Annotated in this window: 25 protein-coding genes; 17 read left to right on the plus strand and 8 right to left on the minus strand. The window is 61.8% G+C overall.

Annotated features, from left to right (window positions below; all coding sequences use genetic code 11):
• Positions 1-112: 112 nt before the first annotated feature.
• The 3 genes from RLEG4DRAFT_RS35940 to RLEG4DRAFT_RS35950 all read left to right on the plus strand — a co-directional run bounded on the left by RLEG4DRAFT_RS35940 (position 113) and on the right by RLEG4DRAFT_RS35950 (position 2,138).
• A complete protein-coding gene (locus tag RLEG4DRAFT_RS35940; protein ID WP_003584212.1) occupies positions 113-490 on the plus strand; it encodes a response regulator in 378 nt (125 codons plus the stop codon).
• 475 nt (positions 491-965) lie between these two features.
• Positions 966-1,670, plus strand: a complete 705-nt coding sequence (locus RLEG4DRAFT_RS35945) for a helix-turn-helix transcriptional regulator (RefSeq protein WP_003584213.1) — start codon at positions 966-968, stop codon at positions 1,668-1,670.
• 30 nt (positions 1,671-1,700) lie between these two features.
• A complete protein-coding gene (locus tag RLEG4DRAFT_RS35950) occupies positions 1,701-2,138 on the plus strand; it encodes a response regulator (RefSeq protein ID WP_003584214.1) in 438 nt (145 codons plus the stop codon).
• Between the two features lie 21 nt (positions 2,139-2,159).
• Here RLEG4DRAFT_RS35950 and RLEG4DRAFT_RS35955 read toward each other — a convergent pair whose 3' ends face one another.
• The 4 genes from RLEG4DRAFT_RS35955 to ybaL all read right to left on the minus strand — a co-directional run bounded on the left by RLEG4DRAFT_RS35955 (position 2,160) and on the right by ybaL (position 7,929).
• Positions 2,160-2,867: a sensor histidine kinase gene (locus RLEG4DRAFT_RS35955; RefSeq protein ID WP_003584216.1), complete on the minus strand. Its 708-nt coding sequence runs from the start codon at positions 2,865-2,867 to the stop codon at positions 2,160-2,162.
• 173 nt (positions 2,868-3,040) lie between these two features.
• Positions 3,041-5,590 carry a protein translocase subunit SecD gene (secD, locus tag RLEG4DRAFT_RS35960; RefSeq protein ID WP_003584217.1) on the minus strand — a complete coding sequence of 850 codons (2,550 nt, stop codon included), beginning with the start codon at positions 5,588-5,590 and terminating at the stop codon, positions 3,041-3,043.
• Positions 5,591-5,673: 83 nt separating this feature from the next.
• The gene (locus RLEG4DRAFT_RS35965; protein WP_003584218.1) at positions 5,674-6,054 is read right to left on the minus strand and encodes a hypothetical protein; all 381 of its coding nucleotides are present in this window, start codon (positions 6,052-6,054) and stop codon (positions 5,674-5,676) included.
• A gap of 54 nt (positions 6,055-6,108) precedes the next feature.
• A complete protein-coding gene (ybaL, locus tag RLEG4DRAFT_RS35970) occupies positions 6,109-7,929 on the minus strand; it encodes a YbaL family putative K(+) efflux transporter (RefSeq protein WP_003584220.1) in 1,821 nt (606 codons plus the stop codon).
• Positions 7,930-7,963: 34 nt separating this feature from the next.
• Between ybaL and RLEG4DRAFT_RS35975 the strand changes: the two genes are divergently transcribed.
• Positions 7,964-8,263: a helix-turn-helix transcriptional regulator gene (locus tag RLEG4DRAFT_RS35975; protein WP_037094549.1), complete on the plus strand. Its 300-nt coding sequence runs from the start codon at positions 7,964-7,966 to the stop codon at positions 8,261-8,263.
• 24 nt (positions 8,264-8,287) lie between these two features.
• On the opposite strand, the gene RLEG4DRAFT_RS35980 is transcribed toward RLEG4DRAFT_RS35975, so the two are convergent.
• A complete protein-coding gene (locus tag RLEG4DRAFT_RS35980; protein WP_003584224.1) occupies positions 8,288-9,709 on the minus strand; it encodes an ArnT family glycosyltransferase in 1,422 nt (473 codons plus the stop codon).
• Positions 9,710-10,422: 713 nt separating this feature from the next.
• Between RLEG4DRAFT_RS35980 and RLEG4DRAFT_RS35985 the strand changes: the two genes are divergently transcribed.
• From RLEG4DRAFT_RS35985 to visR, 13 genes are all read left to right on the plus strand, one after another.
• A complete protein-coding gene (locus tag RLEG4DRAFT_RS35985; RefSeq protein WP_003584226.1) occupies positions 10,423-12,051 on the plus strand; it encodes a globin-coupled sensor protein in 1,629 nt (542 codons plus the stop codon).
• Positions 12,052-12,114: 63 nt separating this feature from the next.
• Positions 12,115-12,411, plus strand: coding sequence for an STAS domain-containing protein (locus RLEG4DRAFT_RS35990; RefSeq protein ID WP_003584227.1), 297 nt, complete (start codon positions 12,115-12,117; stop codon positions 12,409-12,411).
• Positions 12,408-12,773 carry a chemotaxis response regulator CheY1 gene (gene cheY1, locus RLEG4DRAFT_RS35995; RefSeq protein WP_003570362.1) on the plus strand — a complete coding sequence of 122 codons (366 nt, stop codon included), beginning with the start codon at positions 12,408-12,410 and terminating at the stop codon, positions 12,771-12,773. Before RLEG4DRAFT_RS35990 ends, cheY1 begins: the two co-directional genes overlap by 4 nt.
• A gap of 17 nt (positions 12,774-12,790) precedes the next feature.
• Entirely contained in the window at positions 12,791-15,079 is a 2,289-nt protein-coding gene (locus tag RLEG4DRAFT_RS36000) for a chemotaxis protein CheA (protein WP_003584229.1), read from the plus strand.
• A 4-nt stretch (positions 15,080-15,083) separates the two neighbouring features.
• Positions 15,084-15,551: a chemotaxis protein CheW gene (locus RLEG4DRAFT_RS36005; RefSeq protein WP_003570359.1), complete on the plus strand. Its 468-nt coding sequence runs from the start codon at positions 15,084-15,086 to the stop codon at positions 15,549-15,551.
• Positions 15,548-16,456: a protein-glutamate O-methyltransferase CheR gene (gene cheR, locus RLEG4DRAFT_RS36010; protein WP_003584230.1), complete on the plus strand. Its 909-nt coding sequence runs from the start codon at positions 15,548-15,550 to the stop codon at positions 16,454-16,456. Before RLEG4DRAFT_RS36005 ends, cheR begins: the two co-directional genes overlap by 4 nt.
• Positions 16,453-17,496, plus strand: a complete 1,044-nt coding sequence (cheB, locus tag RLEG4DRAFT_RS36015; protein ID WP_003584232.1) for a protein-glutamate O-methylesterase CheB — start codon at positions 16,453-16,455, stop codon at positions 17,494-17,496. The genes cheR and cheB overlap by 4 nt, the downstream gene beginning before the upstream one ends.
• Before the next feature lies 1 nt (position 17,497).
• Complete coding sequence (locus RLEG4DRAFT_RS36020) at positions 17,498-17,887, plus strand: response regulator (RefSeq protein ID WP_003556488.1); 390 nt, start codon at positions 17,498-17,500, stop codon at positions 17,885-17,887.
• Positions 17,884-18,438 carry a chemoreceptor glutamine deamidase CheD gene (gene cheD, locus RLEG4DRAFT_RS36025; RefSeq protein WP_003570356.1) on the plus strand — a complete coding sequence of 185 codons (555 nt, stop codon included), beginning with the start codon at positions 17,884-17,886 and terminating at the stop codon, positions 18,436-18,438. The genes RLEG4DRAFT_RS36020 and cheD overlap by 4 nt, the downstream gene beginning before the upstream one ends.
• A gap of 16 nt (positions 18,439-18,454) precedes the next feature.
• Positions 18,455-18,844 (plus strand): chemotaxis protein CheT, encoded by a 390-nt coding sequence (gene cheT / locus RLEG4DRAFT_RS36030; RefSeq protein ID WP_003584234.1) that lies wholly within the window; start codon positions 18,455-18,457, stop codon positions 18,842-18,844.
• A 109-nt stretch (positions 18,845-18,953) separates the two neighbouring features.
• Positions 18,954-20,645: a flagellar basal-body MS-ring/collar protein FliF gene (gene fliF / locus RLEG4DRAFT_RS36035; protein WP_003584235.1), complete on the plus strand. Its 1,692-nt coding sequence runs from the start codon at positions 18,954-18,956 to the stop codon at positions 20,643-20,645.
• A gap of 343 nt (positions 20,646-20,988) precedes the next feature.
• Positions 20,989-21,735, plus strand: coding sequence for a transcriptional regulator VisN (visN, locus tag RLEG4DRAFT_RS36040; RefSeq protein ID WP_003584236.1), 747 nt, complete (start codon positions 20,989-20,991; stop codon positions 21,733-21,735).
• A gap of 8 nt (positions 21,736-21,743) precedes the next feature.
• Positions 21,744-22,490, plus strand: a complete 747-nt coding sequence (visR, locus tag RLEG4DRAFT_RS36045; protein ID WP_003584237.1) for a transcriptional regulator VisR — start codon at positions 21,744-21,746, stop codon at positions 22,488-22,490.
• Positions 22,491-22,547: 57 nt separating this feature from the next.
• Here visR and RLEG4DRAFT_RS36050 read toward each other — a convergent pair whose 3' ends face one another.
• The 3 genes from RLEG4DRAFT_RS36050 to fliG all read right to left on the minus strand — a co-directional run bounded on the left by RLEG4DRAFT_RS36050 (position 22,548) and on the right by fliG (position 25,246).
• Positions 22,548-22,991 carry a hypothetical protein gene (locus RLEG4DRAFT_RS36050; RefSeq protein WP_003584238.1) on the minus strand — a complete coding sequence of 148 codons (444 nt, stop codon included), beginning with the start codon at positions 22,989-22,991 and terminating at the stop codon, positions 22,548-22,550.
• A 5-nt stretch (positions 22,992-22,996) separates the two neighbouring features.
• Complete coding sequence (gene flhB, locus RLEG4DRAFT_RS36055) at positions 22,997-24,076, minus strand: flagellar biosynthesis protein FlhB (RefSeq protein ID WP_003584239.1); 1,080 nt, start codon at positions 24,074-24,076, stop codon at positions 22,997-22,999.
• A gap of 129 nt (positions 24,077-24,205) precedes the next feature.
• A complete protein-coding gene (fliG, locus tag RLEG4DRAFT_RS36060) occupies positions 24,206-25,246 on the minus strand; it encodes a flagellar motor switch protein FliG (RefSeq protein ID WP_003584240.1) in 1,041 nt (346 codons plus the stop codon).
• Positions 25,247-25,260 lie beyond the last annotated feature (14 nt).

Here is a 25,260-nt window from a genome sequence, read left to right on the forward strand (position 1 = left end):
TTTTTGCGAAATGATTTTTCGACAAGAAGGATCGAAATTTCGCCAAATCGCGATATCGTGACGTCGAAGGACAGCGAGGTTCATTCGAACAATATCCAAATCACGGTGCTGAATGCCTACCATAATCTATGTCGACGACAGCAGGGATGATCTCTTCTATCTCGACTATATCCGCAGGAAGCAGCAGATAGAGGTCGATCTATTCTGTTTTTCGACCGCCGAGACGGCGCTTGCGGCGCTGGAGCAGCGCGCCGCGGAAGGCTGGGCGCTGCCGGAACTGCTGGTCGCCGATCTCTACATGCCGCTCGACAGCGGCATCGCCCTGGTGAGCAGGCTGCGCCGGGACGATCGTTTCAAGGCGATACGGCTTGCTATCTGCAGCGGCTCGGATGCTGCCGAGGACCGCGCGCGCTCGCTTGAGGCCGGCGCCGATGCCTATCTGGAAAAGCCGCTTGATCTCGCCGGGATGATTCTCAATCTTGAGATGTAGGAAACGGCGGAGGCCGGTAACCTGTTCTCCGTCCTATGTCCCAACCGTACGACGAACCGCAATTGACAAGGTCGAGCACGCATCCCAAGATGCAACCGAAGCGGAGGAAATGATACGAAAAATAAGCGCTGAGAGAACCGATTGACCCGCGTTCGCCGCCACGAACATCAGCCAACCCCTTAGCTGAATGGGTCTGTCGGCTCTCTCGCGCTTACGTCTGGCACTGCCCTTCCTGCATTCATGGATGTTGAATGCAGGAAGAATACGATACTCAGGTAAGAACTACTGCCCCTCAGTAAAATCTGCCCGTGCATCATCTGTAGTTGAGATAATTGATGATTTCCGCCTTTGAATGCCGAAAGTCCCCGTTTCGATATTCGTCATCAACCGTCTCGCAATTTTTGTAGCTCTTCGCGTTTAAGACGTATATCCCAAGATTTCGGGATCGAGGGCATCGAGGAGAGGAAGAGTGGGAATGAACAACGCCCCGGCAATTCCCTTTCATGCCGGCCCGGAGCTGAGCCGGGCGATCAACCGCACCGATTTTTTCCGGCTGCTCAAGTCTGCGGCGCAGCACTACAACTTCGATAATTTCGCGCTCGCCCGCATTTCCGAAGCTTCGGCCCCTTTCGGTGAGCGCGATATCGTCATCACCAATGTCGCCGAGCGGCGTGTCGGCCTTTTCATCACGACGCTGAAGGAAGCGCTCGGGACCGTCCGAGCAAAGTCCGCCCAGTTTTTGGCAACGCCGGTTCATGGCAGGAGCGCAAGGCCGGAAGATTTTCGCTCCGATCTCGTTTTCAACGAGTTCCTGGGTGGCGCCTTTCTGTTCATCCCGCTGTTCACCCCGGAAGGGCGGCGCTATTGCCTCGTGCTCAGCGGCGAGCGTCAGGAGCCGGATCAGAGCGAGATCGCCGACATGCTTCTCGATGCCATGCGCATTTTCGACAAGCTTTATGAGGAAATCCTCACACCGGAAATGTCCGGACGACTGACCCAGCGCGAGCAGGAAATCGTCAAATGGACGAGCGAAGGCAAGACGTCGGCTGAAATCGCCATCATTCTCGGTCTTTCCGAACATACGGTCAATTCGCACATTACCGCGGCCGCGCGGAAACTTGACGCCGTCAACCGCGTGCATATGGTGGCGATCGCCTTGAGGAACGGTTTGGTTACGTGACGCTGGTTTCGGGATTGGGGAATTAAGACGATGATCACCGAAACGGGCCGAAGGAACGCCGTAAAGGTTCTCTTTGTCGACGACGAATTCATCGAATTCCGCGCGCTCAAGAAGAAGATCGCCGATCTCTCCGAGCCGGCCGTCGAGGTTGAATATTCACCATCGATCGGTGACGCGCTGGAAAAGATCCGCTTGGCGCGTTTCGATCTCATCCTGCTCGACAACCGCCTTCTGCCGAACGCCGATTTCCGCGAGACGGTGCCGGAACTGCGCGGCATCGGTTACACCGGCCCGATCGGCGTCGTCTCGACCGACATATCCGGCGGCTATTTTCAGGAGTTCCCGGACTACGGCGTCGATTTCCGCATCGGCAAGGACGAAATCGACGCCCAGACGCTGCAGCACATCATCCGCGAATATGTGAACTACGACGTCCCGGATTTCTGGAAGGACGATTACAGCATCTGAAAAGATGCGCGCGCTGTAAGCTCAGGCGGGAAGGCGGATGAGGAAGCGGCTGCCGCTTGCATCCGAATGTTCGAGGCTGAGATCGCCGCCAAGCGCTGCCAGAAACTCCCGCGCCGTCGTCAGTCCGAGGCCGGCGCCCGGCACCGTTCCCGTCTTCGGCAATTTCCAGAACGGCTCGAAGATCCGCTCGCGATAGGCCGGATCGATGCCCGCCCCATTGTCGGAAACCCGGATGAACCAATCCGCCCCCTGCCGCTCCGCGGCGATGACCACATGGAGCGGCGCTTCGCTGCGATAGGTAACCGCGTTGGTCAGCAGATGCCGCAGCACCAGGCCGAGCAGGGCAGGATCGCTCCGCAGGGACGGCAGGCCCCGGCTTTCCAGCGTCGCATCGCCAACCGCGGTTTCGTCGGTCAGTTCGCCCCAGATATTTTCGGCCAGCGCCTGCAGATCGACCTCTTCGGGCGTCACCTGCGGTGCTCCGCCGGCAAGGCTCATCAATGCCTTGGTCAGGCGCTGCGCGGCTTGTGCCTTTTCCATGATCATCCGGAGGCTTTGAAGCTGTTCGCCGTCGAGCGTTTCCTCGAGATCGTCGAGCAGCAGCTCGGCATACATGGCGATATGGCGCAGCGGCGATTGCAGATCGTGCGACGCGGTTGCGAGAAACCGCTTGATGCGCTCCTCGCTGTTATCGTCGCTTTCCGGTCGTCTCGTCGGGTTTGATGACATCTGGCGGTTCCCCCGATCTCTGCTGCAGCGCCGCGCATCCTGTTCAGACGCGCCAAGGACGCTGTAATCCCTTGAATCGCTGCAGGATTTTATCCCTGCAGTTATCGACAATAGAAAGAGGGCGCCGGCTCTGCAACCGGCGCCCTCTTCAAGGATGCGTTAACACGCGGATTTTAGCTCGCCGACTTGCGCGGGCGACCCTGTTCAGGCGGGATGATTTCGACGGCGCCATCGGTTGCCGCTGCCGCCTTGGCGTGGCGGCGGCGCCAGTCGCCGAGGAAGAGCAGGATCGGTGCCGCGATGAAGATCGACGAGGCGCCGGCCACGAGAATGCCGAAGACCATCGGGATCGCGAAGCTCGAGACGGCGCTGCCGCCCCAGATCGCCATCGGCACCAGGGCGAGGAAGGCCGTCGCATTGGTGTAGAGGCTTCGTGCCAGGGTCTCGTTGATCGACTTGTCGATGATCTCGCGCAGCGGCATCGACTTGTAGAGCCGCATGTTTTCGCGCATGCGGTCATAGACGACGACCTTGTCGTTTACCGAGTAACCGACGAGCGTCAGGATGGCGGCGATGGCCGTCAGGTTGAAATCGAGGCCGGTGATCGCGAAGAAGCCGATCGCCTTGGTGACGTCGAGCACCAGCGTGACGATGGCGCCGACCGCAAACGGCCATTCGAACCGCACCCAGATATAGATGAGCATCGCGAAGCTGGCGATCACCACCGATAGGATGCCGGCCCAGGCAAGCTCGCCGCTGACCTTCGGGCCGATGACGTCGGTGCCTTCGACGGTGGCGGTCGGATCGATCTTGGCGACTTCGGCCTTCAGCTTGGTCACAGCAGCCGTCTGCGCCTCTTCGCCGCCTTCCTGCCGCTGCGCGCGAACGAGAATGCTGCTTTTGTCGCCGAAGGACTGCAGGGTGATTTCGCCGAGGCCGAGACTATCAAGACCTTCGCGGAACTTCGCAAGATCGGCCACGCCTTGAGTCTTGACCGACATCTGGATGCCGCCGCGGAAATCGACGCCGTAGTTGAGACCGGGATGAATGAAGAGCACGACGGAGGCAATCGAAAGGAGCGCCGAAACGGTGACGCCGAAGAAGCGCGCCTTCATGAACTCGATGTGCTTGTCATAGGGGCTGAACGGAATCAATGGCCGGATGTTCAGCACCTTGAACTTGCGGCGGCGGGTGATCTCGATCATGGCGACGCGAACGAAGGCGACCGAGGTGAACATCGAGATGATCAGGCCGAGCGCCATGGTCACGGCAAAGCCGCGAACCGGCCCGGAACCGAAAAAGAACAGGATGGCCGCAGCGATCAGGGCCGTCATATTGCCGTCGATGATGGTGGAATAGGCACGGTTGAAGCCCGTATCGATGGCGGCAAAGGCGCCCTTGCCCTTGCGGGTCTCTTCACGAATACGCTCGTTGATGAGAACGTTGGCGTCGACCGCAAGGCCGATGCCGAGCACGACACCGGCAATACCCGGCAGCGTCAGCGTCGCACCGACCAGCGTCAGGGCCGAGAAGGTCAGGATCGTGTGGATCAGCAGCGCGATATTCGCCAGCACGCCCCAGGTGCCATAGAGCACGAAGATGAAGAGTGCGACGAGGATAAAGCCGACGATGCCGGAATAGATACCCATCTTGATGGCATCGGCGCCGAGATCGGCGCCGACGGTGCGTTCCTCGATGACCGTCAGCTTGGCGGGCAGGGCGCCGGCGCGCAGCATGGCGGCAAGCGTCGTTGCGCTGTCGGCCGAGAAGTTGCCGGAGATCTGGCCGGAACCGCCGGTGATCGGCTCGCGGATATTGGGTGCGCTCAACACCTTGTCGTCGAGGACGATGGCGAAGGGATTGCCGACGTTTTGACGGGTGATATCGGCAAAGCGGGTGGCGCCGGCGCTGTCGAAGCGGAAGCTGACGACCGGCTCATGCGTGTTCGGGTCGAAGCTGACGCGGGCATCCGAAAGCCGGTCGCCGGAGAGTTCGACGCGGTCGAGAACCGCATAGGATCGGCCTTCTTCGTCCTGCATCATGGTCACGCCCGGGCCGGGCTGATTGTTCGGCGCCACCATGTGGAACGACATCTTTGCCGTGGAGCCGAGAAGTTGGCGCAGCCGCGTCGGATCCTGCGCACCCGGAAGCTGGACGAGCACACGATTGGCGCCGATGCGCTGAATGGTCGGCTCGGAAACGCCGACCTGGTCGACGCGCTGGCGGATGACTTCAAGGCTCTGCTGGACGGCGTTGTCGACATTGGCGGAGATGCCGGCCGGGGAGAAGCCGACGGTAATGGTCGCGCCGTTCGCCGTGACATTGAGATCCGCCTGGCCGGCGCTGAGACCGGTGCTGATCGGGTTGGCGAGCGTCTTGAGTTCGGTGACGGCGGCATCACTCTGCGCGGCATCAGCGAGCGTCACGACGATCTGGTTCTGGCTGCGCACGACGGCCTTCGGCTGGATGCCCTTTTCGCGCAGCACACGGCGCGCGTCCTGAAGCAGCGATTGCAGCCGCTCCTTGGTCAGATCCGCCTCGTCGACTTCCAGAACCAGATGTGAGCCGCCGCGAAGGTCGAGGCCGAGCGACACCTGTTCATGCGGCAGCCAAGCCGGCACGCGCTGAAGGACGGATTGCGGCAGGACGTTCGGCAAGGCGATCAATAGGCCGAGAAAGATGATCACCGAATAGGTGAACACCAGCCATGGTGAAGTACGCATGTTGTATTCCTTAGATAATCGAGGGCCGGCGCTCGGGCGCTGGCGGCATGTCGTCAGATGTCGGAAGCGCCTCGGCGCAAACGTCAGGCAGCAGGCGGCGGGCCGCGCGGCTGATGGGTCCTGGAGACCGCGGCATGAAGCGGGGCATCAAAGGCCGGAAAGGCGGCTGAAATCGTCCAGCCGGCGAGATCGACAACCGGGGCAGCGGCAAGGGCGGGCGATCCGCCGTCATAGGCTGCCTGCTTCGGCGCAAGCCTGCGCTCGGTGGCAAGCACGCCGCGCACGGCATCGCGCGCGGTGAGCTGCGGCGGCTGCGGATCCCGGTTGGAGGAGGAAAGCGTATTGACGGCGGCGGCCGGCGAAATGACCAGATTGCCGCCGAAAAGCAGGCCCAGATAGGCAAGGATGGCGACAAGCAGGGAAGCGGCGACACGGCTGGTCAGATGGTGCTGGTCCAGCTCCACCTTCTCCGTCCCGGCGATGTCACTCCCGTATCGGCTCAAAAGCGCGCCAATCTCTCATTCTTTTTGCGGCGGAGGCTCATCCGCGGCGATAATTGTATCAGGCCCATGCCCGTCTTCATAGGGCACACTGTCATGATGCACTTGGGCGAGCCGGTCAACCATGCCAAGCGCAATTTCACGCTCGCCCATGATGACGGTGTCGGCGCCATATTGCTTCAATTCATCGACCTCGGCGTCGGAATGGGCGCGGGCGACGATGAGGATCGACGGATTGACGTCGCGCGCCTGCTCGGCGATGCGGCAGGCCTCGAAGGCGTTCGGGATGGCGATGGCAATGCTGCGGGCGCCGGACAGATTGGCAAGGTCGAGTGTTTCCCGCATCACCGCATTGCCCATCAGCGTTTCGATACCTTGAGCCTTCAGCTCGCCGATGCGCTTGTCGGAATCCTCGATGACGAGAAAAGGGGTGGCTGACGATTTGAGATTCTGTCCGACGATGCTGCCAACCCTCCCGTAGCCGACGAGAATGGCGTGGCCGCTGAGAGCGGTGGGGTGCACCTCGTCGTCTTCGGGCGGCGCCTCTTCTTGAGCGACCGCCGCATCCGCGGAGGGAGCGGGTTCCACCACGGCTTCCTCCCGTTTTGCACCTTCAAGCAGCGGCCGCATACGGTCGCAGAGGAAGAACAGCAGCGGATTGAGGATGATCGAGATGATGGCGCCGGCAAGGATCAGATCGCGGCCTTCCTCCGGCAGCAGCCCGAGTTCAACGCCGAGGGCGGCGAGGATGAAGGAGAATTCGCCGATCTGGCCGAGGCTCGCCGAAATCGTCAGGGCCGTGCCGAGCGGCTTCTTGAAGGCGAGCACGATCAGCAGGGCGGCGACCGATTTGCCGATGACGATGATGAAGATGGTGGCGAGGATCGGCAGCGGCCTGTCGATCAGGATGTTCGGATCGAACAGCATGCCGACCGAGACGAAGAAAAGCACGGCGAAGGCGTCGCGCAGCGGCAGGCTTTCCTGGGCGGCGCGATGGCTGAGCTCGCTTTCGGCAAGCACCATGCCGGCGAAGAAGGCGCCGAGCGCCAGCGACACGCCGAAAAGCTTGGCCGCTCCGAAAGCGACGCCGAGCGCGATCGCCAGCACCCCGAGCCGGAACAGCTCGCGCGACCCGGTATGGGCGATGCGGTGCATCGTCCAGGGAATGAGCTTGCGGCCGAAGACCAGCATCAGCGCCACGAACAGTGCCACCTTCACCAGCGTCATGGCGATCATGCCGCCGATGCCGAGATCGAGCCCGAACAGGCGGTTGAGCCCGGCCGAGAGCGGCTCGACAGGCGCGTGACCCTCCCCGCCGATGCTGGCTGCGGCGGGGATCAGCACCAGCGCCAGCACCATGGCGAGATCCTCGACGATCAGCCAGCCGACGGCGATGCGGCCGCGCTCCGTCTCAATCAGGCGCCGCTCCTGCAGCGCTTTCAACAGCACCACGGTCGAAGCGACCGAAAGCGCCAAGCCGAAGACCAGGCTGCCGCCGGTCGGCCAGCCCATAAAGGCGCCGAGCCCCCAGCCGAGCAGGGTCGCAAAGGCGATCTGGGCGATCGCGCCGGGCACGGCGATGCCGCGCACCGACAACAGGTCCTTGAGCGAGAAATGCAGCCCGACGCCGAACATCAGCAGGATGACGCCGATTTCGGCAAGCTCCGGCGCCAGGCTCTGGTCCGCGACATAACCAGGCGTGTGCGGCCCCACCAGCACGCCGGCAATCAGATAGCCCACCAGCGGCGGCATGCGCAGCCGATGGGCAAACGCGCCGAAGATGAAAGCCAGCACGAGGCCGCCGACGATTGTCGAAATCAAGGGCGTATCGTGCGGCATTGCTGTCTCCCGATCTGGAAATCCCGTTCGTAATATGACATATATGGTTTATATCGACCAATATGGGCAGGTTGTAATCATGGGTCAAGGCGCAAGCGAAACAATTCTGACCCCGGCTCTCTGCCGGGCGGCGCGCGGCCTGCTCGACTGGACCCAGACCGATCTTGCCGAAAGGGCTGCCGTCTCGCGCAGCACCATCCGCGATTATGAGGGTCGCCACCACGATATCCACCGCGCAACGGAAGCTCAGCTGCGCCTCGCCTTCGAGGAAGGCGGCGTCAAATTCGTCGAGATTGAAGGGGCGGGCACCGGCCTCTGCCTGCCCGCCGCATAATTTCTTAAATCGGAATCGATTGGCTCAGGGGGCCAGGCAGGCGGCGGAGACCTTGTAGACGGAGAGCGTCTTGCCCTTGTAATAGCCCTCTGTCGGCTGCCAGTTTTTCAACACCTCGGGTGTCTCGGTGGCGCAGCTGAAGGGACCGACCGTCAGGAAAAGCACCTTGCCGGTGATATCGGCCGGCAGGGCGAATTCCTGCTCGTAATAGCTCTCGGGAAGGCCGGCCGGCGCTTGCGCATAGATCCTGTAGGATGTGTCGCGCAGCGTATAGAAAAGATCGGCGACCATATCGCGATCATTGGTGACGATGATGTCGGTGCCGGCCGGGCCGGCAAGGGCTGCGGCCTCGCGGCTGACTTCGGCGCGGCCGAGATAACGCTTCATCACCTCGTCGCCGTTCGGCAGCAGCAGCTGCTGCGGAAAGATCGTCGCCAACGGAAAGAGCAGGCTGGCGATGCCGTTGATGGTGAGCGACAGCCTCAGGCCCTTCGGCCACATCCGATAAAGCAGCCAGACGGCAAGGATGGTGCCGGCGACATAGGCGGTCACGGCCCAGTTGGCATAGGCCTTGGCGACCGTTGCCTGCAGCGTGATCAGCACCATTACCGGCATCGACAGCCAGACCAGCATTTTTTCGCGGTCGTCGCTCCTGCCCTTGATCATGCGATAGACCGCCCAGAGCATCGCGAAGAAGATGATCGGCCCGACGACGCCGAATTGGGCGGAGAAGAATTCAAGCCCGCGGCGGAGATTGATGCCGAGATCGCTCCAATGCGCGATGTCCTGCGTATGCCGCACCGTCGTATTGTCGTGCTTGAGGTTCCACCAGAGGTTCGGCAAGGCGACAACAGCCGCGACCGCGACCGCGATGATGAAATCCCGGACGGCGATGCGCGCCGCCGGAATGAGGAGGAGGGCAAGCGCACCGCCCGGAACCACGAACAGCACGGCATATTTCGTCAGGAAGGCGAGGCCGACGCCGAGACCCATGACCAGCGCCAGCCCGACCGAGCGCCGCTGCGTCAGGCCGAAATAGGCCAGCAAGGCGATCGCAATGAAGAACAGCAGGATGACGTCGGTCGAGAAGAATACCGAGGAAAGTGCCACACCCGGCAGCGTGATGTAGGTGGCGCCCGTCCAGCCTTCGATTTCAGGGCCGACGAAACGCTTCGCAACCTTCATCAGCACCAGTGCCGCCGCCATATGGATCAGCGGTCCGGAGAGCCTGATCCAGTAGATGGCGTCGGAACCGGAAAGCTCGGTCACCGCCCGGATCACCCAGGCGATCATCGGCGGCTTGGAATAATAGCCGAGATCGAGATTCTGCGACCAGAACCAGTACTGCGCCTCGTCGACGAAAAGGTCGGTCGCATCGAAATGCAGCGTGACGACGCGCCAGAGCGTGAAGCCGAGAACGATGAGGAGACCTGATCTGGGGGACATGAACTATGAGTTCCGCTGACATGAAAGGCGCGAGTGCGATACACCAAAGGTGCCGGACTGCCAACGGGGAAGGATGTCGCGCAAAGGTGTGCTGCGGTTTTGCAATCACGGCATGCGCAAGTTTAAGACCTGAAGCGCAAGACAGCGAACCTGAACGATCGAGACGCGCTTTAGAACACCCGGAGCCCGCGGATATCGCGGTTTGCGGCGAGAAAATCGAGGCGGGCGACGGCGGCAAGCAGCGTCATTGCAATCAAGCAGGCACCCAATCCGAGAACAATCATTGCTCTGTCCTTGTCGACGTCATGTCTTGGTTATCGATCGGCCTATAACACGGAGCTTGCGTGTGCCTTGTAGCAGCCGTGCAACTCCGCAGCAGTATTTTCTGGGCGCGGCCTTGAATTGCGTCAAAAGCCGGCAATGCGGAAGGCTTATTAACCTTCAGGCAAGGAATTAACCATAAACATTGGGTTACACGTCGGAATGGGAAGATGCACTCGTTCCCACCAGGCATGACGCCGTCCCGCCGTACCGGTTGATCCGGTATCCATCTCTTCAGACAGCTCCGAAACATAGCTGATCAGGGGGCTCGACCCGCCGGTTGTTACTGGTGGTGAGGACCGTCTCCAGGCGTTGCGTTCTCCGGATGCTGCGAAAGTTTTTGGCCGGGCATTCGCTCGGAACGTGGTTGGGGACAGGCGTTGAGGCAGGACATGCCATCAGATCAGGCTCGTGGAGCGCAAGCAGGCAGCTTGCGCGACCGCCTGCGCTTTGCCGGTCTTGATGCCGAGCAGTGCGAGCTGGTGCGCCGCAACCGGCTGGCCCTCGAAGCGCATCTGAAGGCAGGGCTCAGAGATCTCTTCCACAGATTTCAGGCTTTCCCCGACGCCGCCCGCAACTTCGACAGCGAGCGCCAGGTCGAGCGCCTGCATGATCTGCAGTCCTCGCATTGGGACGTGCTGACCGATGCGCGGTTCGACAGCCTCTATGCCGAACGCATCAAGGTTCTCTCCGATACCGAAAGCAAGATCGGCCTCGACCCGCGCTGGCACGTCGCCGGCCATGGCGTCATGCTGGAGCATGTCGTTGCCGGTCTCGCCGAGGAAATTGCCGGCCGCCCGCTGCTGCCGTCCGCCAAGCGCCGCACCCGCGAAATCTCCGATCTGATGACGGCGATCATCCGCATCGTCATGGTCGATGTGGAAATCGCCGTCTCGCTGCGCTTCAACGCCCAGCGCGCCGCCCAGAGCCGTGCGCTCGCCGATCAGCGCGCCGACAACGAGGCCGAGATCGTCAGAATCTTCGGCGATGTCATCGAAGGCCTTGCCGCCCGCGACCTGACGCGGCGCGCACCCGTCGACGGCGACCATGCGGCGATTGCCGCCGCGCTGAACGGCGCATTGGATGGTCTCCAGGCGGAGTTCACCTCCATCACCGAGCGCACGCTGAAGGCCGAAGCGGCGACCGGTTCGCTTGCCGGCCTGTCGAGGCAGTTCGCCGGCACGGCGTCCGGCCAGGCCGATCGGCTGCAGCTCTCCGCCACAGCCCTTGCCGGCATCGCCGGCAGCGTTCGCGACGGCGCCGCCGACAGCCGTGCCGCCGAACAGGCCGCCGCCTCGACGCGCGCCGCCGTCGAGGAAAGCGGTGAGGTCGTCGGCCGGGCGATCAGCGCCATGGCCGATATCGAGCAGTCGGCCGAAAAGATCGGCCAGATCATCGGCGCGATCGACGAGATCGCCTTCCAGACCAATCTGCTGGCGCTGAATGCCGGCATCGAGGCCGCCCGCGCCGGCGATTCCGGCCGCGGTTTTGCCGTCGTCGCCCAGGAAGTCCGGGCGCTGGCGCAGCGTTCGGCCGAAGCCGCCCGCGAGATCAAGACGCTGGTGACGACAACCAAGGCGCAGGTCGACGCCGGCGTGCAGATGGTTGGCCGCACGCAGGATTCGATCGGCAGCATCGTGCGCCAGGTCACCGAGATCAATGCCGCCATCGCCGGCATCGCCACGAAGACCGGCGAACATGCCGCAAGCCTTGACAGCGTGACTTCAGACGTCAGGGGCCTGGGCGGCGAGGTGGCGGGTAGCGCCGGCTTTGCGGAGCGCTCGGCCGAAGGCGCCGACCACCTTCACACCGTCATTCTCGAGCTCGGCCAGACGATCCGCGAATTCCGCATTGCCCGGGAAAATGCCAATGCCGGACGCCCGGCGCCGGTTCGTGTGACGGCGCCGCGCGCCGTCGAGGCCGCCGCCCGTCTGACTGTGGCCGAGGACGAATACGAAAATGATGATTTTAGCCTTCCGCAGCCCTTCGCAAGCGTCGGAGGTGGGCGGAATGTTTACTAACCTATCGGATGATTGCCTCAGCTCGTCTTCTCGAGCCAGGGACAAGGGGACAAGGAAAAGCTGATGGTAGCAAAGAAGAGTGGCAAGACGCTGGATTTGACAGCGGTGCTCGACCTCAACGAGGCTTCCGCCTTGCGCGATAAACTCCTCTCCCTCAGGGGCAGCGGTCTGTCGATAGACGCTTCCGGCGTCGAAAGGATCGGTGCTCTTTGCGCCCAGGTTCTGATGTCCGCCGAGAAGACTTGGGAGCAGGACAAGCAGCCATTCACCTTTTCCAAGGTGTCCGATGCATTTCAGAAAACCATGCAGCTGGTGGGCGTCAATTTTGATCACCTGCTTGCCAAGGAGATTCGGCAATGAAGAAAAAAGTTCTTACCGTGGATGATTCCCGCACCATCCGAAACATGCTTCTCGTGACGCTCAACAATGCCGGCTTCGAGACGATTCAGGCGGAAGACGGCGTCGAGGGTCTCGAGGTTCTCGAAGAGTCCAATCCTGACGTCATCGTTACCGACATCAACATGCCGCGCCTTGACGGTTTCGGTTTCATCGAAGGTGTCCGCCGCAACGAGAAGTATCGGGCGATCCCGATCCTGGTCCTGACCACCGAAAGCGACGCGGAAAAGAAGAACCGCGCCCGCCAGGCCGGTGCCACGGGCTGGATCGTCAAGCCTTTCGACCCGGCCAAGCTGATCGATGCCATTGAGCGTGTAACCGCTTAAACCCAGGATTTGCTCCTATGGATATGAACGAAATCAAAGAGATCTTTTTCCAGGAGTGCGAGGAACAGCTCGCCGAGCTGGAATCCGGTCTTCTGAAAATGAATGATGGCGATCGCGATCCGGAAACCGTCAATGCGGTGTTCCGTGCCGTGCATTCGATCAAGGGTGGCGCCGGCGCCTTCGGCCTTGATGATCTGGTTGCCTTCGCCCATGTTTTCGAGACCACTCTCGATTGCGTTCGTTCCAACAAGCTCGAGCCGAACCAGGATGTCCTGAAGGTGATGCTGAAGTCGGCCGACGTGCTCGCCGACCTGACCAACGCCGCGCGCGACGGCGGCAGCGTCGATGAAAGCCGCAGCCGCGGTCTCGTCAAGGAGCTCGAGGCGCTGGCGAATGGCGAATTGCCGTCTCCCTCGGCAGTGGCCGAGGCGCCTCAGCCGAAGGCGGCAGCAAAGCCTGCTCCGGCCGCCGCCGCACCCGCTCCCAAACCGACGGATGACAGCGGCTTCCAGCCGGTTCCCTTCTCCTTCGACGATTTCGGCGGCGAGGGCGATGCGAGCTCCGGCATGCCGGCCTATGAAGTCATCTTCAAGCCGCGCTATGAACTCTATTCCAAGGGCAATGACGCCACGCTGCTGCTGCGCGACCTTTCGCGGCTTGGCGAAATGACCATCTATTGCAATAGCGATGAGCTGCCGGGCCTCGATGAACTCGATCCGGAAGGCGCTTATTTCTTCTGGAACGTCACGATCAAGACGGACAAGGGCGAGGACGCCATTCGCACCGTCTTCGAATTCGCTGAATGGGATTGCGAACTGACGGTGAAGCCGGTCGAGGAAGCAAGGGCTGAGGCGACCAGCAACGACGAACTGCCGATGGTGCCGGTTCCCTTCGATCTGTCGATCCTGGACGAATCGGGCGCAACCGAAGACGCTTCCGGCACAGCCGCCGAGGCCGCCGCCGCCGTTGCCGCTGCCGAGACCGCCTCCAATGTGACGCAGATGGCCGCAGCCGCCGCCCGCGTCGAGAAGAAGGAATCGGCAGCCGCCGCAGCGGCCGCCGCAAGCGCTGCTGCCGCTCAGAACAATGCCGCCGGCGCCGGTCAGACGATCCGCGTCGATCTCGACCGCGTCGACCGCCTGATCAATCTCGTCGGCGAACTGGTCATCAACCAGGCGATGCTGTCGCAGAGCGTCATCGAGAACGATACGACCGGCACCTCCTCGATCAACATGGGCCTCGAAGAGCTGCAGCAGCTCACCCGCGAGATCCAGGACTCTGTCATGGCGATCCGCGCGCAGCCGGTGAAGCCCGTCTTCCAGCGCATGTCGCGTATTGTCCGCGAAATCGCCGACATGACCGGCAAGTCGATCCGCCTGATCACCGAAGGTGAGAACACCGAAGTCGACAAGACGGTCATCGACAAACTGGCCGAGCCGCTGACCCACATGATCCGCAATGCCGTCGACCACGGCATCGAGACGCCGGAAAAGCGCGCTGCCGCCGGCAAGAACACCGAAGGCACGGTCCGCCTCACCGCCAAGCATCGTTCGGGACGCATCCTGATCGAGCTTGCCGACGACGGCGCCGGCATCAACCGCGAGAAGGTCCGCCAGAAGGCGATCGACAACGACCTCATCCCCGCCGATTCGAACCTTTCGGATGAAGAAATCGACAACCTGATCTTCCTGCCGGGCTTCTCGACGGCCGACAAGATCTCCGACATCTCCGGCCGCGGCGTCGGCATGGACGTCGTCAAGCGTTCGATCCAGGCGCTCGGCGGCCGTATCAACATCACCTCGAAGCCGGGCCACGGCTCGGTCTTCACCATGAGCCTGCCGCTGACGCTCGCCGTCCTCGACGGCATGGTGGTCACTGTCGCCGGCCAGACGCTGGTCGTGCCGCTGACCGCGATCGTCGAAACCCTGCAGCCGGAAGCCGCCGCGATCCATTCCTTTGGTGCCAACCACCGGTTGATCTCGATCCGCAACTCGTTCTGCCCGCTGGTCGATGTCGGCCGCATCCTGAACTTCCGCGCAACCCAGGCCAATCCGGTCGAAGGCGTGGCGCTTCTGGTGGAATCCGAAGGCGGCGGCCAACGCGCCCTGATGGTCGATGCCATCCAGGGTCAGCGCCAGGTGGTCATCAAGAGCCTGGAAGCCAACTACACCCACGTGCCGGGCATTGCCGCCGCCACCATTCTCGGTGACGGGCGCGTCGCTCTCATTCTCGATGTCGACGCGGTTGTCGGCGCCTCGCGCGGCCAGTCGCTCAAAGCAGAAATGTCGTTAGCAGCGGTAGGGTAAGGGAATGTCGTACGCCGTAAAAAATCTGAACGAGGGGGATCGCGAGTTGATTGCGTTCCGCATCGGGGATCAGGAATTTTGCGTGAACATCATGTCGGTTCGTGAGATCCGGGGCTGGACCCCGGCGACCGCGATGCCGCACTCGCCCGGTTATATGCTTGGTGTCATCAACCTGCGCGGCGCGGTGCTGCCGATCATCGACCTTGCCGCCCGGCTCGGCATGAAGCCGGCTGATCCGACTGCCCGTCATGTCATCATCGTCGCCCAGGTGCGGCGCAAGGTCGTCGGCCTGCTGGTCGACGCCGTGTCCGATATCCTGACGGTGACCGACGAAACCATTCAGCCGACGCCCGAGATTTCCTCCGAGCTCGAACGTCAATTTGCCCGCGGTATCCTTGCCATCGACAAGCGCATGATCTGCCTGATCGAACTCGAATCCCTCTTTCCCGAGACCGAAAGCGAAGCCGCATGAACGCAACGGGCGCAAAAGATCAGAGACAGGGACCCGACGAGGTCCTGGCGAGCGGAGAATATCCGCTGACGCGCCGCGACCTCACCGAGATCGCCGCGATGATCTATTCGGATGCCGGCATCTTCCTCAACGAGACGAAGGCGTCGCTCGTCTATTCGCGCCTGTCGAAGCATATCCGCAATCTCGGCCTGTCCGGCTTCCGGGAATATTGCGACCTCGTCGCTTCGCCGGCCGGTGCCGCGCCGCGCCGCGAGATGCTGTCGCATCTGACGACCAATTTTACCCGCTTCTTTCGCGAAAACCATCATTTCGACCACCTGCGCGACCATGTCCTGCCGGAACTTTTGCAGCGGGCGAGATCGGGCGGTCGGGTGCGCATCTGGTCGGCCGCCTCCTCCGACGGGCAGGAGCCCTATTCGATCGCGCTGACCGTGCTGTCGCTGATGCCGAATGTCGCCGATTACGACTTCAAGATCCTGGCAACCGACATCGACCCGAAGATCCTGGCGATCGCCCGGGCCGGCGCCTATGACGAAAGCGCGCTCGAGACCGTTTCGCCCGCCATGCGCAAGCAATGGTTCAGCGAAGTCGAAGTGCAGGGCCGCCGGAAGTTCCAGGTCGACGACCGCGTCAAGCGGCTGATCACCTACAACGAGCTGAACCTGATGGCGCAATGGCCGTTCAAGGGCAAGTTCGACGTCATCTTCTGCCGCAACGTCGTCATCTATTTCGACGAGCCGACGCAGATGAAGATCTGGCAGCGTTTCGCCGGCCTGCTGCCGGAGGGCGGTCATCTCTACATCGGCCATTCCGAGCGCGTGTCGGGCGAGGCGAAGCACGTCTTCGACAATATCGGCATCACAACCTATCGCTATACGGCCAAAGGTCTCGGGAGGAAGGCATGAGCGCTCCGGCAAGAGTTCTCGTTGTTGACGACTCACCGACGATGCGGGGGCTGATCACCGCCGTCCTGAGTTCCGACCCCGAGGTCAACGTCATCGGCCAGGCCGGCGATGCGCTTGAGGCGCGCGAGGCCATCAAGCGGCTGAACCCCGACGTCGTCACGCTCGACATCGAGATGCCGAACATGAACGGTCTCGATTTCCTCGAAAAGATCATGACCCTGCGTCCGATGCCGGTCATCATGGTTTCCACCATGACCCATCGCGGCGCCGAGGCGACGCTTGCGGCGCTGGAGATCGGCGCCTTCGACTGCGTCGGCAAGCCGGTGCCGGGCGAACTCAGGCCCTTCGGCGACCTTGCCGAGAAGGTCAAGGCAGCCGCACGCACGCAGCGCCAGTTCTCCCATCCGGTTGCCGCCCCGGCACCTCCGCCCGCCGCCGCCGATTTCCGCGTCGGCCGCAAGATCGTCGCGATCGGTTCGTCCACCGGCGGCGTCGAGGCGCTGATCGCCGTGCTGCAGAAGTTTCCGGCCAACTGCCCGCCGACCGTCATCACCCAGCATATGCCGCCGACTTTTACCAAGAGCTTCGCCGAACGCCTGAACCGCCTCTGCGCGCCGGTTGTGCAGGAAGCGACCGATGGCGCCCGCCTCGAAATCGGCAAGATCTATCTCGCGCCGGGCGGCGAGCGTCATCTGCAGGTCAGCAACGCCTCGGCGCCGTGCTGCCGTCTCGTCGACCGGGCGCCGGTCAACGGTCACCGGCCGTCGGTCGACGTGCTGTTCGATTCGGTCGCCGAGCTGGCGGGCCGCAACGCCGTCGGCGTGATCTTGACCGGAATGGGCCGCGATGGCGCCGCCGGACTGTTGAAAATGCGCCACGCGGGCGCCAGAACACTCGGCCAGAACGAAAAAACCTGTGTCGTTTACGGAATGCCAAGGGTTGCTCATGAACTTGGCGCCGTTGAGCAGCAGTTGCCCCTGTCTGCCATCGGTGAAGAAATATTGAAAATGACAGCCGCCCGAAAGGAAGGGACCGAATAAAATGTCGATCGCGGAGAAAATCAAAGTTCTGATCGTCGACGATCAGGTAACAAGCCGGTTGCTGCTCAGCGACGCGCTGACCCAGCTCGGTTTCAAGCAGATCACGTCCGCAGGCGACGGCGAGCAGGGCATGAAGATCATGGCCGAGCAGCCGCACCACCTGGTGATCTCGGACTTTAACATGCCGAAGATGGATGGCATCGGCTTCCTTCAGGCCGTTCGCACCAACCCGAACACCAAGAAGGCGGCCTTCATCATCCTCACCGCCCAGGGCGACCGCGCACTGGTGCAGAAGGCAGCCCAGCTCGGCGCCAACAACGTGCTCGCCAAGCCGTTCACGATCGAGAAGATGAAGGCGGCCATCGAAGCTGTGTTTGGAGCCTTGAAATGATGACTGAGGGGGCAGCCCGCCGCGTGCACATCATTCAGGGCGAGTACAAGGTTCTGAGCGATCCGAATGCGGTCCTCTCGACCATTCTCGGTTCGTGCGTGGCTGCGTGCCTCAGAGACCCTGTCGCCGGTATCGGCGGCATGAACCACTTCTTGCTGCCGGGTTCTGCGACGTCGCCGACGTCAGGCGGCGATGCCACGCGTTACGGCGTGCACCTGATGGAACTGCTGATCAACGGTCTCCTGAAGCAGGGCGCCCGGCGCGACCGGCTGGAGGCCAAGATCTTCGGCGGCGCGAAGACGATCTCGACATTTTCCAATGTCGGTGAGCAGAACGCGGCCTTCGCCATGCAGTTCCTGCGGGATGAAGGCATTCCGGTGGTCGGCTCCTCCACAGGCGGAGACCATGGACGCAAGCTTGAATATTGGCCGGTCTCCGGTCGTGCCCGGCAATACCCCCTGACCGGCGCCGAAACGCAGAGAACCGTCGCTCTCGAGCAGCGCCCCGCCGCTCCGCCGAAGCCCGTCGAAACCAGTATCGAATTTTTTTGATGGCGAGGATTTTCATATGACATTTAATCCGGTGATGGAGCCGCCCGCGCCTGTTGAAGCGTTGAGCGACATCCTGATGCGCATCGTTTCGGAACTGCACGATGTCGCCTATCTCATCGAGCGCATCGAGCCGCAGCTTCTCGATCTCGGCGGCGCTGAAATCCTCAATTCGCCGGATGCCATGAAGGTCATGCAGGGCATCGATCTCGCCGTACAGAAATCGCGCGGCCTTGCCGAGTTCATCGACACCATCACCGGCGAAATCCCGCATGGCTGGGCCGTCGACGTCGCGACCGCGCTCAGCCTTGTCAAGCTGGCGGAGATGCAGAAGGCGCTGGGCGGCGCCACCCGCCACGGTCATTCCCAGCCCCTGAGCAAGGCAGCCGGCGACTTCGATTTCTTCTAGTCCTCGAGGGGCTGCGCCCCTTCACGAAACGCTCGCACAAGTTTCGGCGACTATTCGTCAGATGAGGCAATAAGCCTGCTTTGTCTTTGACGGATCGCGCGAGAACAGAATGAATCTGTTAAATCAATTAGTTCAGATCTTTAAGAACTTCGGTTCCCTTGGCCGAACACGCCTGATGATTCTCGGAGGCGTCGGTGCCGTCTCCATCGCAATCGTCCTTGCGGCCGCCCTTTTCGTCAACAAGCCGGCACAGGAGACGCTCTATGTCGGTCTGGACAATCCTGATCTCAACCAGATCAGCATGGCGCTTGCCGAAGCCAATATCAATTTTCAGGTGGGCACCGACGGCGCCAGCATCAGCGTCCCCGCGGGGATGACGGGCAAGGCCCGCCTGATGCTTGCCGAACGCGGGCTGCCGAACAGCGCCAATGCCGGTTACGAACTCTTCGACAATGTCGGCTCGCTGGGTCTGACCTCCTTCATGCAGGAGGTGACGCGGGTTCGCGCGCTGGAAGGCGAAATCGCCCGCACCATCCAGTCGATCTCGGGCATAACCGCCGCCCGCGTGCATATCGTCATGCCGGAGGTCGGAAACTTCCGAAAGCAGGAGCAGAAGCCGACCGCCTCCGTCATGATTCGCGCAAGCGCCACCACCGGGCGCAGTGCTGCGACCTCGATCCGCCACCTCGTCGCCTCGGCCGTGCCGGGGCTTGACGTCGATGATGTGACGATCCTCGATTCCGCCGGTCAGCTGCTCGCGTCCGGCGACGATGCCAGCAACAGTTCGCTGAACCGTTCGCTCAACATCGTCCAGAACGTCCAGCAGGAAGTCGAATCTAACATCGACAAGGCGTTGGCGCCCTTCCTCGGCATGGACAACTTCCGCTCCAGCGTCACAGCCGATCTCAACACCGACGCCCAGCAGATCCAGGAAACCACCTACGATCCCGAATCCAAGGTCGAACGCTCGGTCCGCTCGACCAAGGAAGCCCAGCAGTCGCAGCAGAAGCAGTCCGACAGTGCGACCACGGTCGAGCAGAACGTTCCGCAGGCGGCTCCCGAGGCCGGTGGTTCGGCGGGGCCTGAATCGCAGGACAAGTCCGACAAGCGCGAAGAGCAGACCAACTACGAAATCAACAGCCGGACGACGGCGACGACCCGCAACAGCTACAAGGTCGAGAAGCTCTCGATCGCCGTGGTGGTCAATAAGGGCCGCATTGCCAAGATGGTTGGCGAGCCTGCCGACCAGGCCAAGATCGATGCCTATCTTGCCGAAATGCAGAAGATCGTCGCTTCGGCGTCCGGCATCGACGCCAAGCGCGGCGACGTCGTCACCGTCACGGCCATGGACTTCCTCGAGAACCAGCTGCTCGAAGACGCCACCGGCGGTGTCCGCGTCATGGACATGCTGAGCCGCAACCTTGCCGGCATCATCAACTCGCTGGCCTTCGTCGCGGTCGCCTTCGTGGTGGTCTGGATGGGTCTGCGTCCACTGGTCCGCAGCGTCAGCGGCAACGGCTCCAGCTCGGTTCTCGGCGACGCCACGCCGGAGGCGGCCGGCCTCGAGCTTCCCGACTTCGCGCCCGCACCTGGCGCCTCCGGAGGAGCCCTCATGGACGGCTTCGGATCCGACTTCGGTTTCGACAGCACCGAGGATCTGCTCAGCCTCGGCGACGACGACGGCAACTTCAACCGCCGCGTCAAGGAAGGCCCGGAACGCAAGCTTTCCCGCATGGTCGAGATCAACGAGGAACGCGCTGCGAAAATCCTCCGGAAATGGGCGATCGACGAAGCAGCATAAGAAAAAAGGCCGGGCAACCGGCCTTTTTCATATCCGCGCCAAGCGTCGTTTCCTATAGCGGAAGAGTTATCAGTGTCCAGACTCGCGTAAAACGCGAATGAAGTTGCGACATAGCTAGAATCACCTTAGCCTTCCCATATCTCGATGGCTGGAAATGATCATCGAATCAGTGCATGGGCGGCAGCGGAAGTAAATCCCTAGAAGTCGGAGATGGTGATTTGCATCGGCGGACTTACCCTTGGGTGATTCGAAATGGGATTCGAGCGAGACGTGAATTGAATCCCTTATAGAAAAATTGCTGTTGCACCGAGTTCGATCGTTCCTCAGCCGCAGGACATTGCCAATGGATATGGATGTAATTCAGGCGAGCAAAGGCGAGAGGCAAATGTCGAATTTCGCGAGCGCTGTGGTGCCGGATCTGTTGCCGCGCGATCAACTGCTCCAGCGCCTGCACGGTGTCGCCAACACTGGCAGGTTGCAGTCCGGTTTGCGGGCGCTGACGGAGTATGTCGGTGCTTCGCACTACCTCCTGGCGCGCTGCGATCTCCTCCAGGAAAGCGGCCTCGATTTCATTGTTTCGTCGGATTGGCCCTTTGACCTGGTCAGGGATATCGCCAATGATCTGGTTCGCGGCTATGCCCGTTCGACCGAGCTGGAAAAATGCATGCAGGTTTTCCAGCCGAATTTTGCTCTTATGCCTGACAATGCCGACGTGCCGGACGGCGCCAGCCGCCAATATTGTTCGGTGACCTTCAATGTCGGGCGGTCGCGGCTGGCCCTGATGTTCCTGTTCGGCGAGGGGTTCATCCTGTCGCCGGAGCGCCTGCGGGATGTCGGCCTGCTTGCCGGTTATGTCGCGAGTTTCCTGCGCTGCGGCGGCACGCGGGTCGATCGCGATTTCGAATTGACGGACCGCGAGCTGGAATGCCTGTTCTGGATCGCCGAGGGCAAGACCAGCGACGAGATCGCGATGATCCTCGGCATCTCCCGCAATACCATCAACAACTACATCACCAGCGTGATGCGCAAGACGGCGACCAAGACCCGCTCCGAGGCGATTGCCTTCGCCGTCCGCAATAATCTCGTATAGGGGGATCCATGGCGCACCCATCAGCCAGGACGATGAGCAGCGCCGAACAGCTGCGCACGCTTCGTGTGAACAGGATTTCCAGCCGGTCCGACCTCTTTCCGCGGCTGATTGCGATGCAGAAGCTCGCCGATGCTCACGGCTTCGCGATCTTCCGCGTCAACGGCTCGGGTCTCCCGGCAAAGCAGCGCCTTGTCTGCGAACTCGAGAACTGGGGCTCCGCCAATGCCGGTTTCGGCAAGGCCTTCACGGATGCCTACGGCGATGTCCTTCTCGAGCACATCGACAAGTCGCTATTGCCGCTCTCATGGGCCGGCGGTTACGACCGTGCCGCACCCGGTCCCGCCGACTTCGCGCCGTTCATGACGCGGCTGCAGGATGGTATCGTGCCCTTTTCCGGCCTTGCCTTTCCGGTGCGGCTCGGCGCCGTCGGCAACGGCTTTATCGTTTTCACCGGCGATGAGATCGATCCGTCGAGCGATACCATCGTCGAGCTGCACGGCCGCTGCTGCCATATCATGATGGATCTGCTCTCGCTCGACGAACGCCGCACGGCGGCCGCCGAAGCCCTCAGCGAACGCGAGATCGCCTGCCTCCAGCTTGCCGGTGACGGCCGCATCAGCGAAGAGATTGCCGACAAGCTCGGCCTGTCCGTGCACACCGTCAACGCCTATCTCGGCTCGGCGACCATCAAGCTCGATTCCGTCAATCGCATCCAGGCGATCGCCAAGGCGATCCGGCTCGGCTACATCAGCTGAAGCGGATGGATATGCCCTCGAAACAGCTGACGAAGCTCTGATGTCCTGATTGAGAGGTCAGCCGGCCAGCGCACGCGGTGCCTGGCTGACGCTGTAGCGCGATTCCCGAAGGCTCTTTTCCAGGAAGCGGGTGTTTTCATCGGGATCGGCCGAGGGATCCTGGAACGCGATATGGTTGATCTCAATGCCGGCGTGGTCTTCGGCAAGCGTCAGCTGCGCATAGACGGTGACGCCGCGCGGCTTGATTTCGAGATCGAGAACGACTTCGGGCTTGCCGCCCCATTCCAGCGTATAGTTGCCGCCCAGGCCGAAATTCACCGTGCCCGGATGAAAGAAAAGCTCTGCCGCCGAAGCCACGAGATCGGAAAGATTGCCGTAATACTCGAAGCGCAGCAGCGAAATAAGGTCAGAAGCATCCAGAAGGCGCAGTTCCGTGGCGACCGGGCTGATCGCAACTGCGAGGATTTTTTCACGCTGGGTAGAGTGGGGGCATTTTTTCATTCGACTTATCTTACCCGTTTGTTCTTGGCGTCTGCGGCGTAGACCCGGTGGATCAGCTCCGCAACGGCCTTATAGAAGACTGACGGTATGACACTATCGACCGAGACTTGCGCAAACATGGAGCGCGCAAGCGGCGGATCCTCGAACACCGGTATGCCGTTTTTCTCGGCAATCTCCCTGATTTTGAGCGCAATGAGGTCCTGGCCCTTGGCCAGCACCACCGGCGCATCGTTTTCTTCACGCGCGTAGCGCAGCGCCACCGCATAGTGCGTCGGGTTGGCGATAACGAGTGTCGCCCGGTCCACATTGGCGATCATGCGCCGACGCGCGCGGTCGCGCATCAGCGAGCGCTGCCGGCCCTTGACGAAGGGGTCGCCCTGCGCCTGCTTGTTTTCTTCCTTGATCTCGTGCCGCGTCATCTTCAGCTCGGTGAACCAGTGATGGCGCGTCCAGAAGACGTCGACGATCGCCACGATCGCGGTGGCGATCAGCACGACGATGATGATCTTGCGCATCGCCGTCGACATCCGCACCAGGATCGTCTGCGGGTCGGAGAACATCGCGTCGATCGAGCTGAAATATTCGCTCCGAAGCACGAAAAACAGGATCACCCCGACGACAACGACCTTGAACAGGGATTTTCCGAACTCGACGAGGCCCGGCAGGCTGAAGAGCCGTTCCCAGCCTTTGGCGGGAGAGATGCGCGAGGCCTGCGGCCGGATGCGTTCGAGCACCGGCGTCGGCAGGTTCTGGAAGACGGAGGAGGCGATGCCGAACACCATGAACAGGATGAAGGCGGGCGCCAGAAGCGCCGCAACTGCCCAGCCGAGCCGGACAAACAGCGAAAGCACATCCGGCCCCGTCTCGATCTTCCATTGGTCGGGCTGCTCGAAGATGTCGCGCAGCGTTTCAGCCATGCGCCCGACGCTGTCGGGAAGGAAGAACACTAGATAGATGTAGGTGGCAAGGATGGTCGCGAAGATCGACAGCTCGCGCGAAAAAGGCACGTTGCCTTTCTCGGCGGCATCGGTTTGCTTTTTCGCGGTCGGGGCTTCTGTTTTGCTGTCCTTGTCATCGTCTGCCAAGACGCGCCCCTCCGTCAAAGAAATAGGCCGCAGCTTGAGCGCGGCCTATCGGTTGAAGGGTAGTCGCCTGCGACGCGGCGATCAACAGCCGCCTTGTGGCATGCCGGATTTGTCAACAGTCTCGAAGTGTTAGGCGGCTGCCGAAGCGTCGCCTTCCTTCTCCTTGAGCTGGATCTGGCCTGAGTTGGCCAGACGAATCGCTTCCTGCGCCACGGCGCGCCGGGCAATGGCGATCTCGCGCGGATTGACGCCGCCCATGCCGCTCTGCAGATCCGATTCGATCATGCGGCGCTGGCGCGGGCTGATGGCGGAGAGAACCGATTCGCGGATCTCGGGCGGCGAACCGCGCAGCGAGACGGTGAGCACATCCGTCGAGATGTCGTTGAGCAGCATGACACGGCTGCGCTGCGGCATGTACATCAGGTCCTCGAACAGGAAGATCTTCGGGCGGACCTTGTTGACGGATTCGCGGCTGATCGATTCGAGCGAGGTGAGCAGCGTGTCGACCTGCGGCTTGTCAAGTTCGTTCATGAGATCGGCGACCTTCGTCGAGCCGGCGGCATTGCGCTCTGCCTCGACCTCGGCAAGCAGCGTCATCACCTGGTTCTCGATGATCTGCGCAGCCTTCGGGCTGACCGTCTTCATATTGACGGTTCGGTTCATGATGTCGGCGCGGCGATTGTCGGGAAGCTGCAGCAGCACCTTGGCGCCGAAGTTGGAAGGCATCATCGAAAGAATATAGGCGACGGTCTGCGGATGTTCGCGCAGCAGGAACTGGGCGACGAATGTCGGCTCCGCCTCGCTGAGGCGATCCCAGATCGAGGTTTCATAGGCCTGGAACGCCGTGCGGCGGCCGAGCAGGCTGTCGACCTCGTCGGGCGTCAGGCCTTCTTCCAGAATGGCCTCGATCGCCTTGGCGTTGTCCATCAGTCCGGCGCCCTCGGTGAAGAGGTCTTCGAATTCGGAGACGAGCATCAAGAGCTCGTCCGGTGGAATGGCACGCAGCGACTGGGCGGATGAGATAATGGTCTGCAGTTCGGCCTGGGTGAAATATTTCAACAGCCGGCCGGCGACGCCCTTTCCCATAGCGAGAAGAACAGCCGCCGCCTTTTCAGCCTGGGTCAACGGTTTCCCGGCTAGCGCGCCGCCGAAATCGTCAAAGTCCATCATGGTCTAACCTCTCC

This window comes from Rhizobium leguminosarum bv. trifolii WSM2297, assembly GCF_000271845.1.

Bases quoted from the DNA above. Each gene is read 5' to 3' on its own strand.
- ybaL (WP_003584220.1), bottom strand. From the start codon at position 7,929: ATGCCGCACGATACGCCCTTGATTTCGACAATCGTCGGCGGCCTCGTG.
- RLEG4DRAFT_RS35990 (WP_003584227.1), top strand. From the start codon at position 12,115: ATGGTAGCAAAGAAGAGTGGCAAGACGCTGGATTTGACAGCGGTGCTC.
- RLEG4DRAFT_RS35955 (WP_003584216.1), bottom strand. From the start codon at position 2,867: ATGTCATCAAACCCGACGAGACGACCGGAAAGCGACGATAACAGCGAG.
- secD (WP_003584217.1), bottom strand. From the start codon at position 5,590: ATGCGTACTTCACCATGGCTGGTGTTCACCTATTCGGTGATCATCTTT.
- cheY1 (WP_003570362.1), top strand. From the start codon at position 12,408: ATGAAGAAAAAAGTTCTTACCGTGGATGATTCCCGCACCATCCGAAAC.
- RLEG4DRAFT_RS35950 (WP_003584214.1), top strand. From the start codon at position 1,701: ATGATCACCGAAACGGGCCGAAGGAACGCCGTAAAGGTTCTCTTTGTC.
- fliF (WP_003584235.1), top strand. From the start codon at position 18,954: ATGAATCTGTTAAATCAATTAGTTCAGATCTTTAAGAACTTCGGTTCC.
- visR (WP_003584237.1), top strand. From the start codon at position 21,744: ATGGCGCACCCATCAGCCAGGACGATGAGCAGCGCCGAACAGCTGCGC.
- visN (WP_003584236.1), top strand. From the start codon at position 20,989: ATGGATATGGATGTAATTCAGGCGAGCAAAGGCGAGAGGCAAATGTCG.
- RLEG4DRAFT_RS35980 (WP_003584224.1), bottom strand. From the start codon at position 9,709: ATGTCCCCCAGATCAGGTCTCCTCATCGTTCTCGGCTTCACGCTCTGG.
- RLEG4DRAFT_RS36000 (WP_003584229.1), top strand. From the start codon at position 12,791: ATGGATATGAACGAAATCAAAGAGATCTTTTTCCAGGAGTGCGAGGAA.
- cheD (WP_003570356.1), top strand. From the start codon at position 17,884: ATGATGACTGAGGGGGCAGCCCGCCGCGTGCACATCATTCAGGGCGAG.
- cheB (WP_003584232.1), top strand. From the start codon at position 16,453: ATGAGCGCTCCGGCAAGAGTTCTCGTTGTTGACGACTCACCGACGATG.
- cheT (WP_003584234.1), top strand. From the start codon at position 18,455: ATGACATTTAATCCGGTGATGGAGCCGCCCGCGCCTGTTGAAGCGTTG.
- RLEG4DRAFT_RS36050 (WP_003584238.1), bottom strand. From the start codon at position 22,991: ATGAAAAAATGCCCCCACTCTACCCAGCGTGAAAAAATCCTCGCAGTT.
- RLEG4DRAFT_RS35985 (WP_003584226.1), top strand. From the start codon at position 10,423: ATGCCATCAGATCAGGCTCGTGGAGCGCAAGCAGGCAGCTTGCGCGAC.
- RLEG4DRAFT_RS35975 (WP_037094549.1), top strand. From the start codon at position 7,964: ATGACATATATGGTTTATATCGACCAATATGGGCAGGTTGTAATCATG.
- RLEG4DRAFT_RS35940 (WP_003584212.1), top strand. From the start codon at position 113: ATGCCTACCATAATCTATGTCGACGACAGCAGGGATGATCTCTTCTAT.
- fliG (WP_003584240.1), bottom strand. From the start codon at position 25,246: ATGATGGACTTTGACGATTTCGGCGGCGCGCTAGCCGGGAAACCGTTG.
- RLEG4DRAFT_RS36020 (WP_003556488.1), top strand. From the start codon at position 17,498: ATGTCGATCGCGGAGAAAATCAAAGTTCTGATCGTCGACGATCAGGTA.
- cheR (WP_003584230.1), top strand. From the start codon at position 15,548: ATGAACGCAACGGGCGCAAAAGATCAGAGACAGGGACCCGACGAGGTC.
- RLEG4DRAFT_RS35945 (WP_003584213.1), top strand. From the start codon at position 966: ATGAACAACGCCCCGGCAATTCCCTTTCATGCCGGCCCGGAGCTGAGC.
- RLEG4DRAFT_RS36005 (WP_003570359.1), top strand. From the start codon at position 15,084: ATGTCGTACGCCGTAAAAAATCTGAACGAGGGGGATCGCGAGTTGATT.